Annotated in this window: 13 protein-coding genes; 3 read left to right on the top strand and 10 right to left on the bottom strand. The window is 63.9% G+C overall.

Going from position 1 to position 14,328, the window contains the following annotated elements; genetic code table 11:
• Positions 1–220 precede the first annotated feature (220 nt).
• Positions 221–856 (bottom strand): Smr/MutS family protein, encoded by a 636-nt coding sequence (locus Q0T48_RS21675; protein WP_295961066.1) that lies wholly within the window; start codon positions 854–856, stop codon positions 221–223.
• 13 nt (positions 857–869) lie between these two features.
• Entirely contained in the window at positions 870–1,574 is a 705-nt protein-coding gene (gene radC / locus Q0T48_RS21670; RefSeq protein ID WP_295961063.1) for a DNA repair protein RadC, read from the bottom strand.
• Between the two features lie 41 nt (positions 1,575–1,615).
• Here radC and Q0T48_RS21665 point away from each other — a divergent pair, with 41 nt between their 5' ends.
• The 3 genes from Q0T48_RS21665 (at position 1,616) to Q0T48_RS21655 (ending at position 3,330) form a co-directional block, all read left to right on the top strand.
• Positions 1,616–2,083: an FKBP-type peptidyl-prolyl cis-trans isomerase gene (locus Q0T48_RS21665; protein WP_295961060.1), complete on the top strand. Its 468-nt coding sequence runs from the start codon at positions 1,616–1,618 to the stop codon at positions 2,081–2,083.
• Positions 2,080–3,036, top strand: coding sequence for a 4-hydroxy-3-methylbut-2-enyl diphosphate reductase (ispH, locus tag Q0T48_RS21660; RefSeq protein WP_295961055.1), 957 nt, complete (start codon positions 2,080–2,082; stop codon positions 3,034–3,036). The genes Q0T48_RS21665 and ispH overlap by 4 nt, the downstream gene beginning before the upstream one ends.
• 96 nt (positions 3,037–3,132) lie before the next feature.
• Positions 3,133–3,330, top strand: a complete 198-nt coding sequence (locus Q0T48_RS21655) for a DUF2892 domain-containing protein (protein ID WP_295961068.1) — start codon at positions 3,133–3,135, stop codon at positions 3,328–3,330.
• A gap of 427 nt (positions 3,331–3,757) precedes the next feature.
• Here Q0T48_RS21655 and galK read toward each other — a convergent pair whose 3' ends face one another.
• The 8 genes from galK to Q0T48_RS21615 form a co-directional block, all read right to left on the bottom strand.
• A complete protein-coding gene (gene galK / locus Q0T48_RS21650; RefSeq protein ID WP_295961052.1) occupies positions 3,758–4,915 on the bottom strand; it encodes a galactokinase in 1,158 nt (385 codons plus the stop codon).
• Entirely contained in the window at positions 4,912–5,985 is a 1,074-nt protein-coding gene (locus Q0T48_RS21645; RefSeq protein WP_295961049.1) for a UDP-glucose--hexose-1-phosphate uridylyltransferase, read from the bottom strand. Before Q0T48_RS21645 ends, galK begins: the two co-directional genes overlap by 4 nt.
• Positions 5,982–8,129 (bottom strand): alpha-galactosidase, encoded by a 2,148-nt coding sequence (locus Q0T48_RS21640; protein ID WP_295961045.1) that lies wholly within the window; start codon positions 8,127–8,129, stop codon positions 5,982–5,984. The genes Q0T48_RS21645 and Q0T48_RS21640 overlap by 4 nt, the downstream gene beginning before the upstream one ends.
• 167 nt (positions 8,130–8,296) lie before the next feature.
• Positions 8,297–9,448 carry a sn-glycerol-3-phosphate ABC transporter ATP-binding protein UgpC gene (gene ugpC, locus Q0T48_RS21635; protein ID WP_295961042.1) on the bottom strand — a complete coding sequence of 384 codons (1,152 nt, stop codon included), beginning with the start codon at positions 9,446–9,448 and terminating at the stop codon, positions 8,297–8,299.
• A 14-nt stretch (positions 9,449–9,462) separates the two neighbouring features.
• Positions 9,463–10,875, bottom strand: coding sequence for an alpha-glucosidase/alpha-galactosidase (locus Q0T48_RS21630; RefSeq protein WP_295961040.1), 1,413 nt, complete (start codon positions 10,873–10,875; stop codon positions 9,463–9,465).
• Positions 10,876–11,070: 195 nt separating this feature from the next.
• Positions 11,071–12,378 carry a sugar ABC transporter substrate-binding protein gene (locus tag Q0T48_RS21625; protein WP_295961037.1) on the bottom strand — a complete coding sequence of 436 codons (1,308 nt, stop codon included), beginning with the start codon at positions 12,376–12,378 and terminating at the stop codon, positions 11,071–11,073.
• A 39-nt stretch (positions 12,379–12,417) separates the two neighbouring features.
• On the bottom strand, positions 12,418–13,305 hold the full coding sequence (locus Q0T48_RS21620; RefSeq protein ID WP_295961036.1) for a carbohydrate ABC transporter permease: 888 nt from the start codon (positions 13,303–13,305) through the stop codon (positions 12,418–12,420).
• Positions 13,306–13,318: 13 nt separating this feature from the next.
• On the bottom strand, positions 13,319–14,239 hold the full coding sequence (locus Q0T48_RS21615) for a sugar ABC transporter permease (RefSeq protein ID WP_295961034.1): 921 nt from the start codon (positions 14,237–14,239) through the stop codon (positions 13,319–13,321).
• Positions 14,240–14,328: the final 89 nt, after the last annotated feature.

Raw genomic sequence — 14,328 nt, 5'->3', positions numbered from 1 at the left:
GCGCAAAGTGGGCCCAAAGGCCCGCGAACCTAGCCCCAAGGGGTTAGAAAACGACTCGTTTTGGCCGGATTCGGCGCATTCTTGTTATCAGTACCCCGGAAGAGCCATTTTGAATGGCCTTGTTCAGCATTGCCTTAAAGCCGAGCGGAGCTAGTGCCCCGCTTTTAATAGCTACTAGCGTATATGGAATATACGTTAGAGGCCTATTTCTTATAAATTTCTAGCCTGGCTGCAAAAGTACCAACAAAGCCCCTGCGCCGCCCTCCATGGGCCGTGCCTGCACAAAGGCCAGCACCTCGTTCTTTTGCACCAACCAGTTGCGCACCTTGCCCTTGAGCACCGGGGTTTTGCCGGGGGAGCTCAGGCCCTTGCCGTGCACCACGCGCACGCAGCGGATGCCATGCTTGTGCGCATCGCGGATGAAACCCGACAAGGCATCGCGCGCCGCGTCGCTGCGCAGGCCGTGCAGGTCGAGCTGGCGCTGGATCGCCCATTCGCCCTTGCGCAGGCGCTGCAGCACGTCGATGCCGATGCCGGGGCGGCGGTAGCTTAAGGAATCGTCGGTTTCCAGCAGGCTGCTGGCATCGAAGCCGTCGCTGATGGCCTCGACCAGCACGGCCTGCTCGTCCAGCTGCAGTTGGGTGGCAATCGGCTCGGGCTGCTTCTTTTTCAGCAGCGCCTGGCGCTTGTCGGGCAAGCGGTGCACGGCCCCGGCGGCATGCACAAACAGGTTCTTTTGGGCGGCCAGGCGGCGCTGGGTTTCCAGCTGGGCCACGCGCTCGGCTTCCTGCAGAGCAGCGGTAGCGGCGATGGATTTCTGGATCTTTTTCAGATCTTGTAAGGAGGTGATTTTCATGGGGGTGTGTCAATCACATCAGGCCTTTTTCAGCCATGGAAAACGTTTCACCGGGGGCGACGATGATGTGGTCTAGCACCCGCACGTCGATCAGCGCCAGCGCGGCACGCAGGGTGTGGGTCAGCGATTCGTCGGCAGACGAGGGCTGCACCGAGCCGCTGGGGTGGTTGTGCGCCAGCACCACGCTGGCGGCTTGGTGGTGCAGGGCACGCAGCACCACTTCGCGTGGGTAGACGCTGGTTTGCGTCAGGCTGCCGCGAAACAGCTCTTCCAGTGCCAGCAGGCGGTGGCCCGCATCCAGAAACAGCACGGCAAACACCTCGTGGTTTTTGGCCGACAAATGCAGTTGCAGGTAGTGCTGCAGGTCCGCAGGGTTGGTGAAAACGGTGCGTTCCTGCAGCTTTTGCGCCATAGCGCGGCGGGCCAGTTCCAGCACGGCGATGATTTCGGCCCGCTTGGCCGGGCCCAGGCCCTTGATGGGCTTGAGGTCGTCCGCCGTGGCGTTGAGCAGCCCGGCAATGCCGCCAAAGCTGCCCAACTTGCCATTACCAGGTGTCTGTATCTGCAGCAGCTCATGCGCCATTTGCAGCACGCCCTTGCCCTCGATCCCGGTGCGCAGCAGGATCGCCAGCAGCTCCACATCGCTCAGGGCCGCAGGGCCGCGCGCCAAAAGCTTTTCGCGCGGACGGGCATCGGGGGGTAAATCTTTGAGCGGCATGGTGGACTTTTACAATAGAGCCCAGTTTACCGAGACTCCTAATGCCCTCTACCTCTACTCCTACCGTCCAGCCCGGCTCTTTTCTGACCCTGCACTACCGCCTGGGCGGCCCCACGGGCGACATCATCAACACCTTCAACGACAAGCCCGCCACCTTGTCGCTGGGCACCGGCCAGCTCTCGCCCGCCGTAGAGCAACGCCTGCTGGGTCTGCCCGAGGGCACGCGCACCTCGTTCGACATTCCCGCCGGTGAGGCCTTTGGCGAGCGCCAGCCCGACATGCAGCAGTGGGTGGCGCGCAAGCTGCTCAACCAGATGGGCGACCCGCTGGAGCAGTACCACGTGGGCGACGTGGTGCAGTTCCCCACGCCCGACGGCTTGGGCAGCTACGCCGGGGCCGTGCAGCAGGTGGGCAATGGCGACAGTGCCGATGCCGTGCTGTTCGACTTCAACCACCCGCTGGCAGGCCAGCCGGTGACGTTTGAAGTGCAACTGATTGGTGTGCTGTGAGCTCCCCGCAAGAAATCATCCTAGCCGAGCCGCGTGGCTTTTGTGCCGGGGTTGACCGTGCGATTGAGATCGTCGAAAAGGCCCTGGCCAAGTTCGGCCGCCCCATCTACGTGCGCCACGAGATCGTGCACAACACCTACGTGGTCAACGACCTGAAGTCGCGCGGGGCCATCTTCATCGAAGAGCTGGACGACGTGCCCCCCGGCGCGACCCTGGTGTTCTCGGCCCACGGCGTGAGCCAGGCGGTGCAGCAGGAAGCGCGGGCGCGCGGCTTCCAGATTTTCGATGCCACCTGCCCACTGGTCACCAAGGTGCACGTCGAGGTGGCCAAGCTGTTTAAGGAGGGCTATGAGTTCATCATGATTGGCCACAAGGGCCATCCCGAGGTCGAAGGCACCATGGGCCAGCTGGAAAGCGGCATCCACCTGGTGGAAGACGTGGCCGACGTGGCCCATGCCCAGCCGCTACAGACCGACAAGTTGGCCGTGGTGACGCAAACCACCCTGAGCGTGGACGATGCCGCCGAGATTCTGGCCGCCGTGAAAGCCCGCTTCCCGCTGATCCGCTCCCCCAAGATGCAAGACATCTGCTACGCCACGCAAAATCGCCAGGATGCCATCAAGATCATGAGCCCGCAGGTGGATATCGTCATCGTGGTCGGCAGCCCCACCAGCTCCAACAGCAACCGCCTGCGCGAGCTGGCCGAAAAGCTGGGCACCGAGGCCTACATGGTGGACAACGCCGAAGAGCTGCAGCCCGCCTGGTTCGAAGGCAAAACCCGCGTAGGCCTGACCGCCGGAGCCTCCGCCCCCGACGTGCTGGTGCAGCAGGTCATTGACCGCATCCGCGCCCTGGGTGCGGTGTCGGTGCGCAAGATGGACGGGATTGAGGAGACGGTGAAGTTTCCGCTGCCTAAGGGGTTGCGGATGGATGGGGCGGTCTCCGCCGATTGAGGCGGCTGCGTTGTCTGGCCTTTTCATGATCTGGATCAGAGGTGGCCCCGCTATCCGGTAGCCCAATGGCGTGTCTTCACCATGAAAGGACACGGTATGAAAACCAACGTTGGCGGCCTGGACCGCACACTGCGTATCCTCGCTGGAACCGTCCTGGTGGCCCTGGCCGCCACCGGCACCGTCGGCCTCTGGGGCTGGATCGGTGTCGTCCCCCTGGCCACCGGCATGATCGGCTGGTGCCCGCCCTATGCCTTGTTCGGGTGGAATACCTGCGCGGTGAAGTCGGGGGGCTGAGGGGAGGGCTGCGGTGTTGGGAACTGGCAGCCTGCCACTTTTAGATTTTCAGGCTGTTTTTGGAGTGCCAAATCAGCCTCTCGCGCTTATAAGCTCAGCACGAGCAGCTCCTGTTTTTTACTATCAAAAGTGAAGCGAGCTGTTTCGACTACGCGGGCGGTAGCCAGAGGGGTCGGATCGCGATTGCGCGTTGAGGCGTTTGTTATGGCACCGATGCTTGCCTGCATTCGTGCTCCGACCCCTTTGGCGGGTGGGGTGCCATTGCGATCCCTGGCCGGGCGCACTACCCGGCCAGGGATGCTTATGAAACCCCGTACCGCCGTCAACGCCAAACCGCCAGGAGGGGTCGGAGCACGAATGCGGGTCAGCAGCCGTATGAAAAACAACGGGGCAGCGCGTAATCGTGATCCGACCGCGCCAGGCTCCGTCACACCACCCCCACCCCCGCAGACGCATGGCAAACATACACCGTAGCCGCATCCCCATTGGGTGCGCGGTACTGGGCGGCCACCGCGGCGCGGGCGGCGGGGACCAGGGCTTCGGGGAGCAGGGCGACTACGCAGCCGCCGAAGCCGCCGCCGGTCATGCGGGCACCGCCCTGGGGGCCGATGGCGGCTTGCAGGATGGCGACCAGGTGGTCAATGGGGGGCACGGTGATTTCGAAGTCGTCGCGCATGGAGTCGTGCGAGGCGGCCATGAGCTGGCCCAGGCGCAGCAGGCCGCCGTCGGCCAGGGCCTGGGCAGCATCCAGTGTGCGCTGGTTTTCGGTGACGATGTGGCGGGCGCGGCGCAGCACCACCGCGTCCAGCCCGGCGGCATCACGCTCCAGGCGTGCCACGTCGATGTCGCGCAGGGCTTTTACACCGTAGTGGGCGGCGGCGGCTTCGCACTGCTGTCGGCGGGTGTTGTATTCGCTGCCGACCAGGCCGCGCTGTACGTGGGAATGCACGATCATCACCGCCAGCCCGGCGGGCACGGGCACGGCCTGGGTGCTGAGGCTGCGGCAGTCGATCAGCAGGGCGTGGTCGGCCTGGCCGCTGGCAGAGATCAGCTGGTCCATGATGCCGCAGTTCACACCGACGAAACTGTTCTCGGCCTTTTGGGCGATTAGCGCAATATCTGCTTGCGTAAGTTGCTCTAAATTGTGCAGCGCTTTGAAGGCCTGGCCCACGGCCACTTCCAGCGAGGCCGAGGACGACAAACCTGCACCTTGCGGCACATTGCCCGCAATGGCCATGTCCATGCTGCCCAGGTGCAGGCCGCGCGCGCGCAGCACCTGCACCACGCCGCGCACGTAATTGGTCCATTGCGCGTCGGGGCGCGGGGTGATGGGCGCGTCCAGGTCGAACTGGTCCAGCGCGTCGCCGTAGTCGCAGGCGCAGACGCGCACTTGGCGGTCGCTGCGTGGACCAATCGAGATGCGGGTTTCGAAGTCGATGGCGCAGGGCAGCACGAAACCGTCGTTGTAGTCGGTGTGCTCGCCGATCAGGTTGACCCGGCCAGGGGCGCGCACGTGCAACGCGGGGGCGTGGCCGAAGTGCTGGGTGAAGGCGGCGGTGGTGCGCTGTTGCAGGCTGGCGGTCATGGGGCTTCTCGGTCTTCTCTGTAATGCACGTCGGACACCGCGCGCAGTTGGGCGGCGGCTTGCTCGGGGGTCAGGTCGCGCTGGGCTTCGGCCAGCATTTCAAAGCCGACCATGAACTTGCGCACACTGGCCGAGCGTAGCAGCGGCGGGTAGAAGTGGGCGTGCAGTTGCCAGGGCGTGGGGTCTTTGCCGTCAAACGGCGCGCCGTGCCAGCCCATGGAATACGGAAACGAGCACTGGAACAGGTTGTCGTAGCGCGAGGTGAGTTTCTTGATGGCCAGGGCCAGATCGGCGCGTTGCTCTGCATCCAGCTGCGGCAGTTGCTGCACCGCAAAGCGCGGCAGCAGCAGGGTCTCAAACGGCCAGGTGGCCCAGAAGGGCACGATGGCCAGCCAGTGGTCGGTCTGCACTACTACGCGGCTGCCGTCGGCGGCTTCGCGCGCGGCCAGGTCCAGCAGCAGGGGCGTACCGCGTTCGGCGTGCCAGACGCGCTGGCGCAGGTCTTCGGCGGCGGGTTCGTTGGGCACAAAGTCGGTGGCCCAGAGCTGGCCGTGCGGGTGCGGATTGGAGCAGCCCATCAGCGCGCCCTTGTTCTCGAACACCTGCACCCAGGGGTAGGTGGCACCCAGCTCGGCGGTTTGCGCGCACCAGGTGGCGATGACTTCACCGATGGCGGATAGCGGCAGCTCGGGCAGGGTTTTGCCGTGGTCGGGCGAGAAGCACATCACCCGGCTGGTGCCGCGCGCGGTACGGGCCTGGAACAGCGGGTCGGACGCGGGCGGTGCGTCCGGCGCGCTGGGCATCATGGCGGCAAAGTCGTTGGTGAAGACGAAGGTGCCGGTGTAGGCGGGGTTGCGCTCGCCGGTGACGCGCAGGTTGCCCGCGCACAAAAAGCAGCTGGCATCGTGCGCTGGGCGCTCTGCCGTGTCGGCCTGCTCCTGCTGGCCCTGCCAGGGGCGTTTGGCGCGGTGCGGCGAAACCAGCACCCATTGGCCGGTGAGCGGGTTGAAGCGGCGGTGCGAATGCTCGGAAACATCGAAAGCCGCGGGGTCTAAAAGATCGGTGGTCATGTGCGGATTATCTGCAAACGCACGATGAAGCAACTTTCCGCCGTGGCGCGTGGCATGGGCAAGCCGGCCTGGGCCAGCCAGGCTCCGTCTAGTGCCACGCCGCCGTTTTGCAAGGCGGTAAAGAACGGGGCCGGGGATTGCACCGCGCCTTCGCCTGCGATGGGCACCACTTGCGCCACCTGGTAGCGGGCGGTGGGGTCCAGCATGGGCAGGCGCAGCGGCGGCGTGTAGCGGTGGCTGGTGGGCTGGCAGCGGTAGACGAAGAGCAGCAGGTCGTTCGCATCCCCGTGCGCTTGCCAGACCAGGCCGTCGGCGGCCTCGCCACGCCAGACGCGGCCATGGTGGATCTGATCCCTATACTTTTTGTAGCATGCTATCCAGGTGGATAGTGCGCTAGAGGTCGATTCGTCTAAATGCCGAACATCCAGCTCCACGCCCAGATGGCCGGTCATGGCTACGGCGGCGCGGAAGGCCAGCGACTGGCTGCGGCCGGTGGTGTGGGCGGTGGTGGTGCCGATGTGCGAGCCCAGGATTTCGGGTGGGAAAAACTGGCCAAAGCCGTGCTGGATCTGCACCCGCGACATCGCGTCGATGCAGTCGCTGGCCCACACGCGGTGGGTGTAGCGCAGGATGCCAAAGTCGATGCGGCCGCCGCCGCCAGAGCAGCTTTCGATCTCTACGGCGGGGTGGGACGCGCGCAGCCGCGCCAGCAGGGCGTACACCGCGTGCACCTGGGCGCGGTAACCGGCGCCGCCCAGGCCACCGGCCAGCGCGGCGGTGGTCAGGTCGCGGTTGTGGTCCCACTTGAGGTAGCGGATGGGGTGGGCGGCCAGCAGCGCGTCGATCTTGCCAAACAGATAGTCGGCGGCCTCGGGACGCGAGATGTCCAGCACCAGCTGGTTGCGGGCGGTGATCAGCGGGCGACCGGCGATCTGCAGCGCCCAGTCGGGGTGGGTGCGGAAGAGGTCGCTGTCGGGGTTGACCATTTCGGGCTCGACCCACAGGCCGAACTCCATGCCTAAGGCGTTGACGTGCTGTACCAGTGCGCCAAGGCCTTGGGGAAACTTGTCGGCATCGGGCCACCAGTCGCCCAGGCCTGCGCGGTCGTGGTGGCGGCTTTTGAACCAGCCGTCGTCCAGCACAAAGCGTTCCACACCGACCTTGGCAGCCGCATCGGCCAGGGCCATCACGTCGCCGGGCACCAAGTCGAAGTAAAAGGCTTCCCAGGTGTTGAGGTGCACCGGGCGCGGGCGCATTTGGCCACCGGGCCAGGCCATGCGGGCGCGCAGGGCGGCGTGGAAGTTGGCGGCCAGGCCGTTCAGGCCTTCGGTGGAGCAGGTGGCGATGATCTCGGGCGTGTGCAGGCTGTTCCCCGGGGCCAGGCGGCCTTCGCCGGGGGCCAGCCATTCACCCATTTGCCACTGGTACTGGCCGTCGTGCAGCCACTCGATGGTTTGCTGGTGGTTGCCCGACCAGGCCAGGTGCGCGCCGAACACCAGGCCGCTGTGCGCGGTGCTGCCGGGGGTGGTGACTACCGCGCCGGGAAAGCAGTCGTGCGAGGTACGGCCGCGGCGGTTTTCGCGCCGCCACTGGCTGCGGCCAAGGGTGTCGGTTTGGAGCAGAAATTCGTGGTTGTGCTGGCCCGCGTACGAGCGCACCGTGGCCGCATCGCCAGGCAGGGGCAGGGTGCCTGCGGCCAGCCATTGCACATCGAGGGTTACATCTCCCACATTGGTCAGCGTGGTGTGCAGGGTGAGCACGTCGCTGTCCGCATCCAGCGCAATCGACACGTCAAAGCGCAGTTGCGCCACGGCATCCAGCAGGTGCAGCACCAGGGCGCTGCCGGGCGTGGTCCATTCCATGGTGCATTGGGTGATGGCCTGGGCGAAGTCCAGCCCGGCCCGGTGCGCCAGTAGCGCGCTCTGGCCAAACCAGCCCACGCCGAAGGTGGGCAATACCGTCAGCGGCTGGTCGAAATCGAGCATGAACGAAGGCAGCGGGCGGGTGCCGCGCAGCGCCTGGCCGGGCGTGCAGGTGTCCGGCAGGCGCGGGCCCCAATAGCGCCACAGGGGTGCTTCGTTAGCGGGGCATTCGAGGAGCAGCGTGCTGTGGCGGCTGTGCAGGGTGAGGAATTCAGCGGTCATAAGTGTGGTTGCAGATCAAATTAAGCGGCGTGGCAACGACCCAGCCCCAACGCCAGAACGCACGCCTTCCAGAAACACCGCAGAACTGGCTCCGCCAGGCTGCTGGTGTTGCCCCCTGCAAGGGGGGGCGAAAGATGCGTAGCACTGCAGCCTGGGGGTGTGCCTGGTCAAGCGGCGTGGGGGATGAGTAGGTCGGCGATCGGGATGCGGCGCTCCAGCGCATGGCCTTTTCCGTCGAATACGTGCAGTGACGCGGCGGGCAGGGAGATGGCGACGCGTTGGCCGGTTTCGGCATGGGCCTGGCCGGGGGCTTTGACCACCAGCGGCTGGTTGGCCACGCCGCTGGCGAGGAACAGGTAGGTGGATTCGCCCAGGCGCTCTTGCCACTGCACTTCGCGCACGATGGGCTGGGTAGCGGTGCCGAGCTGGGCGTGTTCAGGGCGGATGCCTAAGGTGACGGGCTGGCCGGGGCGCAGCGCACTGGCATCGACCAGGGCGTCCAGCACTTCGCCGGTGGGCAGTTGTACCCGGGCGTGGTCGGTATGGCCCTCGACCAGCGTACCGGACAGGAAGTTCATCTTTGGCGAACCAATGAAGCCTGCCACAAACAGGTTGCGGGGCCGGTGGTACAGCTCCAGCGGGCTGCCGCACTGGGCTACGCTGCCCTCGGTGAGCACGGCCGGCCCAGCGTTGAGCAGCAGGATGCGGTCGGCCAGGGTCATGGCCTCCACCTGGTCGTGGGTCACGTAGATGGTGCTGGCCTTGCCGAAGTCGCGGTGGATCTTGGCGATCTCGAAACGGGTCTGCACCCGCAGCGAGGCATCCAGGTTGGACAGCGGCTCATCGAACAAAAACACCCCCGGCTCGCGCACGATGGCGCGGCCAATCGCCACCCGCTGGCGCTGCCCGCCGGACAAGGCCTTGGGCTTGCGGTCCAGCAAATGTTCCAGCTGCAGCACCTGAGCGGCGGCGGTGACCTTTTTGCGGATCAGTTCTTTGTCCATCTTGGCCAGCGTCATGCCAAAGGCCAGGTTGTCGTAGACGCTGATGTGCGGAAACAGCGCGTAGCTTTGGAACACCATGGCCACGCCGCGTTTGGCGGGCTGGGTGTCGTTCATGCGCTGGCCGTCGATCAGCAGGTCGCCGCTGGTGATGTCCTCCAGCCCGGCCACCATGCGCAGCAGCGTGGACTTGCCGCAGCCAGACGGCCCGACGAAGACGCAGAATTCGCCCTGCTTGACATGCAGATTCACGTCGCGGATAACCGCCACGTCGTTCATGTAGTTTTTGTGAACGGAACGGAGTTCGATGCTGGCCATGGTGGTGCTCTCTTTCAGGATTGCAGGTAGTCGGGCAGGAAGGCGCTATGCTCCACTAGCAGTTCATCGACCATGGCGCGGATCTGCGACAGGTCCAGGACGGCGGCGGTGTGCGGGTCGAGCATGGCGGCGTGGTAGACGTGTTCGCGCTTTTGCTCGGTGATGGCAGCCACCACCAGCTCTTGCACGTTGACGTTGGTGCGCATCAGCGCCGCCAGCTGGATGGGCAGCTTGCCCACGCGGGTGGGTTGCACGCCGTTGACATCCACCAGGCACGGCACTTCGACGGCGCAGCCCTGGGGCAGGTTATCGATCAGGTGGTGGTTCAGCACATTGCCGTAGACCACGCGCGGCGTGCCGCTGACCATGGAGTGAATAATCTGGCCACCGTATTCGACCGAGCGGTTGACTGCGTTCAGGCCTTCGAGCAGGCGGGCGGCTTCGGTGATGTTGCGCGGCATCACATGGATGTTGGCGGCCTCCAGTTCGGCGGTGAGCGCCTGCACATCTTGCGTGCCAGGGGCTTGCAGCTCGCGCTCGATGTAGGGCCAGGCATGTTCAAAAATCTGGCAACGACCGGGGTATTCATCCAGCGGAATGTTGTATTTGGCGAGCAAATCTTCGCGGCCCTTTTTGATGAACCATGGCACGTATTCGGCAAAGTGCTCGCTGGATTCGGTGGGGAAGTGGCCGAGCTGGTTCAGCATTTCGTAGCGCACCCGGTTCCAGTCGGGGGCCTGGCCGTCGGCATAAATCTGGCGCAGGCGCGGGTACAGATCGACCCCCTTGTGCTCAAACTTTGTGTAGAACGACATGTGGTTGATGCCCGCGCAGGTGTAGTCGATTTCTTCTGCGGGAATGCCAAGATCGTGCGCCAACTCGTGCGCGGTGTGCTGCACGCTGTGGCACAGGCCCACGGTGGGGATGCGCTTGCTGGCCTGGTTCAGCGCCCAGGTGATCATGGCCATAGGGTTGACGTAGTTCAGGTGGATGGCACCGGGCGCACATACATCTTCCATGTCTTTGAGCATGGCCAACTGCACGGGAATCGTGCGCAGGCCGCGCATGATGCCGCCAATGCCCAGGGTGTCGCCAATGGTTTGCTCCAGGCCGAATTTCTTGGGGATTTCGAAGTCGGTCACGGTGGCGGGCTTGTAGCCGCCGACCTGGATGGTGCTGATGACAAACTGCGCGCCATCGAGCGCGCGGCGGCGGTCGGTGCTGGCGGTGATCAAGGGCTGCACGCTCAAGGCCGCCGCCCGCCGCTGCGCCACCATTTCGGCCAGTCGCAGGCGGTGTTCGTCGATGTCGTGCAAGGCCACTTCGCAATCGGCTAGCTCGGGGTAGGAAAAAATATCACCCAGCAGGTTGCGGGTGAAAACAATGCTGCCAGCCCCGATGAGGGTGATTTTGATGCGGCGTGTCATGGTGATCCTCGTGTTACTTTGCAATGTGTAGGGGTGATGAGGCACCCGTTGGTACAGAACGCACGCCTTCCAGGGATACCGTGGAACTGGCTTTGCCAGACCACCGGTATCGCCCCCTGCAAGGGGGGTGGCGAAAGCTGTGGAATCAGCTCTGTGGGCTGATTCCAGGCGCTGCGCTGTAGCCTTGGGGTGGGCCTATTTCTTGGCGAGTTGGTTGACTTTGATGTTGGCGGCTTTGAGGGCGGTGGCGGCATCTGCCTTACCCATCATTACGGCTTCCAGTGCGGACTTCATGACTTCGTCGATCTCGGAGCCACCGTCGGCAATCGGCATCAAAAAGGTCTTGGACTTGGCCATGGTGAGGAAGGCGCTGGAATCCACGCCCTTGGCTTTTTGCACTTCGACGGCACGCTCGGCCTGGCCCTTGATGGCGGGGAAAACCACGCCGGTGTCGGCCACCACGCTTTGGCATTCAGCCGAGCCCAGGTACTTGACCCACTTCCAGGCATCGGCCTTGACCTTGGAGCCCGCCCAGATGGAATCGGCCAGGCCGTTGAACATGGTGGCGCGGGTGCCAGTGGGGCCGGTGGGCAGTGGAACCCAGGCGTTTTCGAACTTGGCGTTGTTCTTGAAGTAGGTAATCATCCACGAGCCCTGCGGCACGATGGCGACCTTTTTGCCCACAAACATTGCGTCCGAACCCAGCGACTTGGTGTTTTCAAAACTGGCCGACAAGCCCTTGCCTGGCAGACCGGCGAGGTAGGAAATGGTCTCGACCAGCTTGGGGTCGTCGTAGTAGAACTTGGGGTCCCAGGGCTTGTCCTGGAACTTGAAGCCGTTGGATTCGGCAAAGTGGCTCCATTCGGTCTGGCCCATCATGCCGGCGGCACCGCGCGGGGTCTGGTAGCCGAAGACGCTGACCTTCTTTTTGTCGAAGTTGGGGCTGGTGGCGTTGTTGCCCGACGCGTCCACGCTCAGCTTACGCACGATCTGCTCGAAGCTGCCGCCGTCCTTGGGGTTCCAGGTCATGCCCTGCAGGTCGGCCAGCGTCACACCGGCTTTCTTGGCCATTTCCATGTTGACCACAAAGCCGATGGTGTCCCAGTCTTTGGGCAGGCCGTATTGCTTGCTGTCGCGGCCCCAGATGTCGAACAGGCCGGGCGCGTAGGCACCGGTGTCTACCTTGTCGCGCTGGATCAGCGGGGCCAGATCGACGAGTTGGTCGTTCTTGGCAAATTCAGGGTACTTGGCCAGGTGGTTGGTGAACACATCGGGGGCGGTGCCCGACACAAAGCCGGTGGAGATGGTGGTCCAGTAGTCGTCCCAGCCGGATTGGCTGATCTTGATGGTGGTGCCCGGGTTCTTCTTTTCGAAGTCGGCGGCGCACTGCTTGTAGGCGGGCAACTGCATTGCGTCCCACAGCAGGTATTTGACTTCGACGGCGTGCGCGCTGCCGACGCAGGTGAGGGCCGCTGCGGCCAGGGTGGTGAATGTGAATTTCATGCTTGTCTCCGTTATGGTTAGGTTGGTTGCGGGGAAAACTTACTTACCGCCACTGAATTGGACGGATTCAACTACCCGTCGCCCAAAGGCCACCAGTAGCAAAATGGTGGGCAGTACCGTGATGGCCGTGGCGGCCATCAGGCCGGTCCAGTCGGGCTGGCCTTGCGGTGTCTGGGTCTTGAAGGACTGCAGCGCCACCGGCAATACCTGTTGCATCTCGTCCTTGGCCACCAGGAAGGGCCAGAAGAATTCGTTCCACATATTGATGCCGGTGAGCATGGCAATGGTGGCCAGCGGCGTGATGCTCAGCGGCATCACCACCCGGGCAAAGATGTACAGAAACGAGGCTCCGTCCAGCAGCGCGGCTTCTTCCAGATCGCGGGGAATGGACAAAAAGAACTGGCGCAAAAAGAACACCGAAAACCCCTGCATCAGGCAAAACGGCGCGACCATGCCGGTCATGGTGTTGAGCAGGCCCAGGTCCTTGATGAGGATGAAGTTGGGAATGAAGGTCACCACGCTGGGCACCATCATCGAACCCACAAACAGGCCAAACAGCGTGTTGCGGCCCGGAAAGCGCAGCCGGGCAAAGGCGTAGGCCGCCATGGACGCGCAGCTCACCTGCAGCACCACGATGGTGGCGGTGAACACCAGCGAATTGCCCAGGGCGCGCAAGAAGTTGATCTCGGCTCCCGAGCCGCCCATGGCCTGGCTTTCGTCCTGCGTCATGAAGCCCAGCACGCGCTTGAAGTTGGCCAGTGTCGGGTCACTGGGCAGCAACTGGGTGGATTCGGCATACACGTTGGAGGGCTGCATCAGCGCGGTTTTCACCACCATCCAGAGCGGGGTGAGGGTGATGGCCAGCATGATTAACAGGGCGGCCCAGGCGGCGATGCGGCCAGGGGAAAACAGACGGTGGGAGGTCATGGTGTGGTTTCCTTCAAGCCAAGTCGTTTTGCGAGGCGTTCATGACGCGCATCTGAAATACCGTATAGAGCACCATCACCACACACAGCGCCATCGACATGGCCGAGGCGTAGCCCATCTTGTAGAAGCTGAAGGCGTTTTGCACGATGTAGTGGACGATGACGCGGGTGGAGTCCAGCGGGCCGCCGTTGGTGGTCACGGCGATGGTGTCGAAGATCTGGAACGAACCCGTCACGCTGGTGACCAGCACAAACACCATCACCGGGCGCAGCAGCGGCAGCGTGACGCGGCAGAACATCTGCCATTCGCTCGCACCTTCTAGCGCAGCGGCTTCGTACAGGTGGCGCGGGATGTTTTGCAGACCGGCCAAAAACAGCATGGACACCAGGCCCATGTGCCGCCAGATGTTCACCGCCGCCACCGTCAGCAGCGCCTGGTCTGCGCCGCCAAAGAAAGGCTGCGCCTCGAAACCGATGCCGGTGATGAGCGCGTTCACAAAGCCCAGCAACGGGTCCAGCATCCACAGCCACATCATGGCCACCAGCACGTTGGACAGCAGGTAGGGCAGCAGCACCAGGGACTTGACGAACAGCGACTTGGTCAGCCGGTCCATCGCCACCGCCAGGAACAGGCCCAGCACGATTTGCAGCGGAATGTTCAGTACCACGTAGTAGGCCGACAGTTTCATGCCCTGCCAGAACTTGCCGTCTTCCAACATGGCGGCGTAGTTGGCCAGACCGACGAACTTCGGGCTGCGCAGCAGGTTCCAGTCGGTGAAGCTGATCTCGATGGCGCGCAACGTGGGCCAGGCGTAGAACACCATGAAGCCGATGAAGGCGGGCAGAACCAGGGCCCAGGCGGTCAGGGTCTCGGCCCGCCGGGTGGGGCTGAGGGCATGCGGGGATTGCTGGGATTGCGAAGAGGGGGCTGCCATCGGGTCTCCTGTTTTTGGTATCTAACGCGAGTTAGTAGACGCATGATAATTTAGGTAACGCGAGTTAGTATTAGGGGAAACGTGTATTC

The organism is Rhodoferax sp. (assembly GCF_025354435.1).
Classification (GTDB): domain Bacteria; phylum Pseudomonadota; class Gammaproteobacteria; order Burkholderiales; family Burkholderiaceae_C; genus Rhodoferax_B.
Note: the sequence above shows the minus strand (reverse complement) of the source record. Positions and strands in the feature narration are given on the sequence as shown.

Excerpts from the sequence above, each read along its gene's own strand:
- Q0T48_RS21615 (WP_295961034.1), bottom strand. The coding sequence starts at position 14,239 with ATGGCAGCCCCCTCTTCGCAATCCCAGCAATCCCCGCATGCCCTCAGC.
- Q0T48_RS21645 (WP_295961049.1), bottom strand. The coding sequence starts at position 5,985 with ATGACCACCGATCTTTTAGACCCCGCGGCTTTCGATGTTTCCGAGCAT.
- Q0T48_RS21655 (WP_295961068.1), top strand. The coding sequence starts at position 3,133 with ATGAAAACCAACGTTGGCGGCCTGGACCGCACACTGCGTATCCTCGCT.
- radC (WP_295961063.1), bottom strand. The coding sequence starts at position 1,574 with ATGCCGCTCAAAGATTTACCCCCCGATGCCCGTCCGCGCGAAAAGCTT.
- ugpC (WP_295961042.1), bottom strand. The coding sequence starts at position 9,448 with ATGGCCAGCATCGAACTCCGTTCCGTTCACAAAAACTACATGAACGAC.
- galK (WP_295961052.1), bottom strand. The coding sequence starts at position 4,915 with ATGACCGCCAGCCTGCAACAGCGCACCACCGCCGCCTTCACCCAGCAC.
- Q0T48_RS21630 (WP_295961040.1), bottom strand. The coding sequence starts at position 10,875 with ATGACACGCCGCATCAAAATCACCCTCATCGGGGCTGGCAGCATTGTT.
- Q0T48_RS21665 (WP_295961060.1), top strand. The coding sequence starts at position 1,616 with ATGCCCTCTACCTCTACTCCTACCGTCCAGCCCGGCTCTTTTCTGACC.
- Q0T48_RS21625 (WP_295961037.1), bottom strand. The coding sequence starts at position 12,378 with ATGAAATTCACATTCACCACCCTGGCCGCAGCGGCCCTCACCTGCGTC.
- Q0T48_RS21620 (WP_295961036.1), bottom strand. The coding sequence starts at position 13,305 with ATGACCTCCCACCGTCTGTTTTCCCCTGGCCGCATCGCCGCCTGGGCC.
- Q0T48_RS21675 (WP_295961066.1), bottom strand. The coding sequence starts at position 856 with ATGAAAATCACCTCCTTACAAGATCTGAAAAAGATCCAGAAATCCATC.
- Q0T48_RS21640 (WP_295961045.1), bottom strand. The coding sequence starts at position 8,129 with ATGACCGCTGAATTCCTCACCCTGCACAGCCGCCACAGCACGCTGCTC.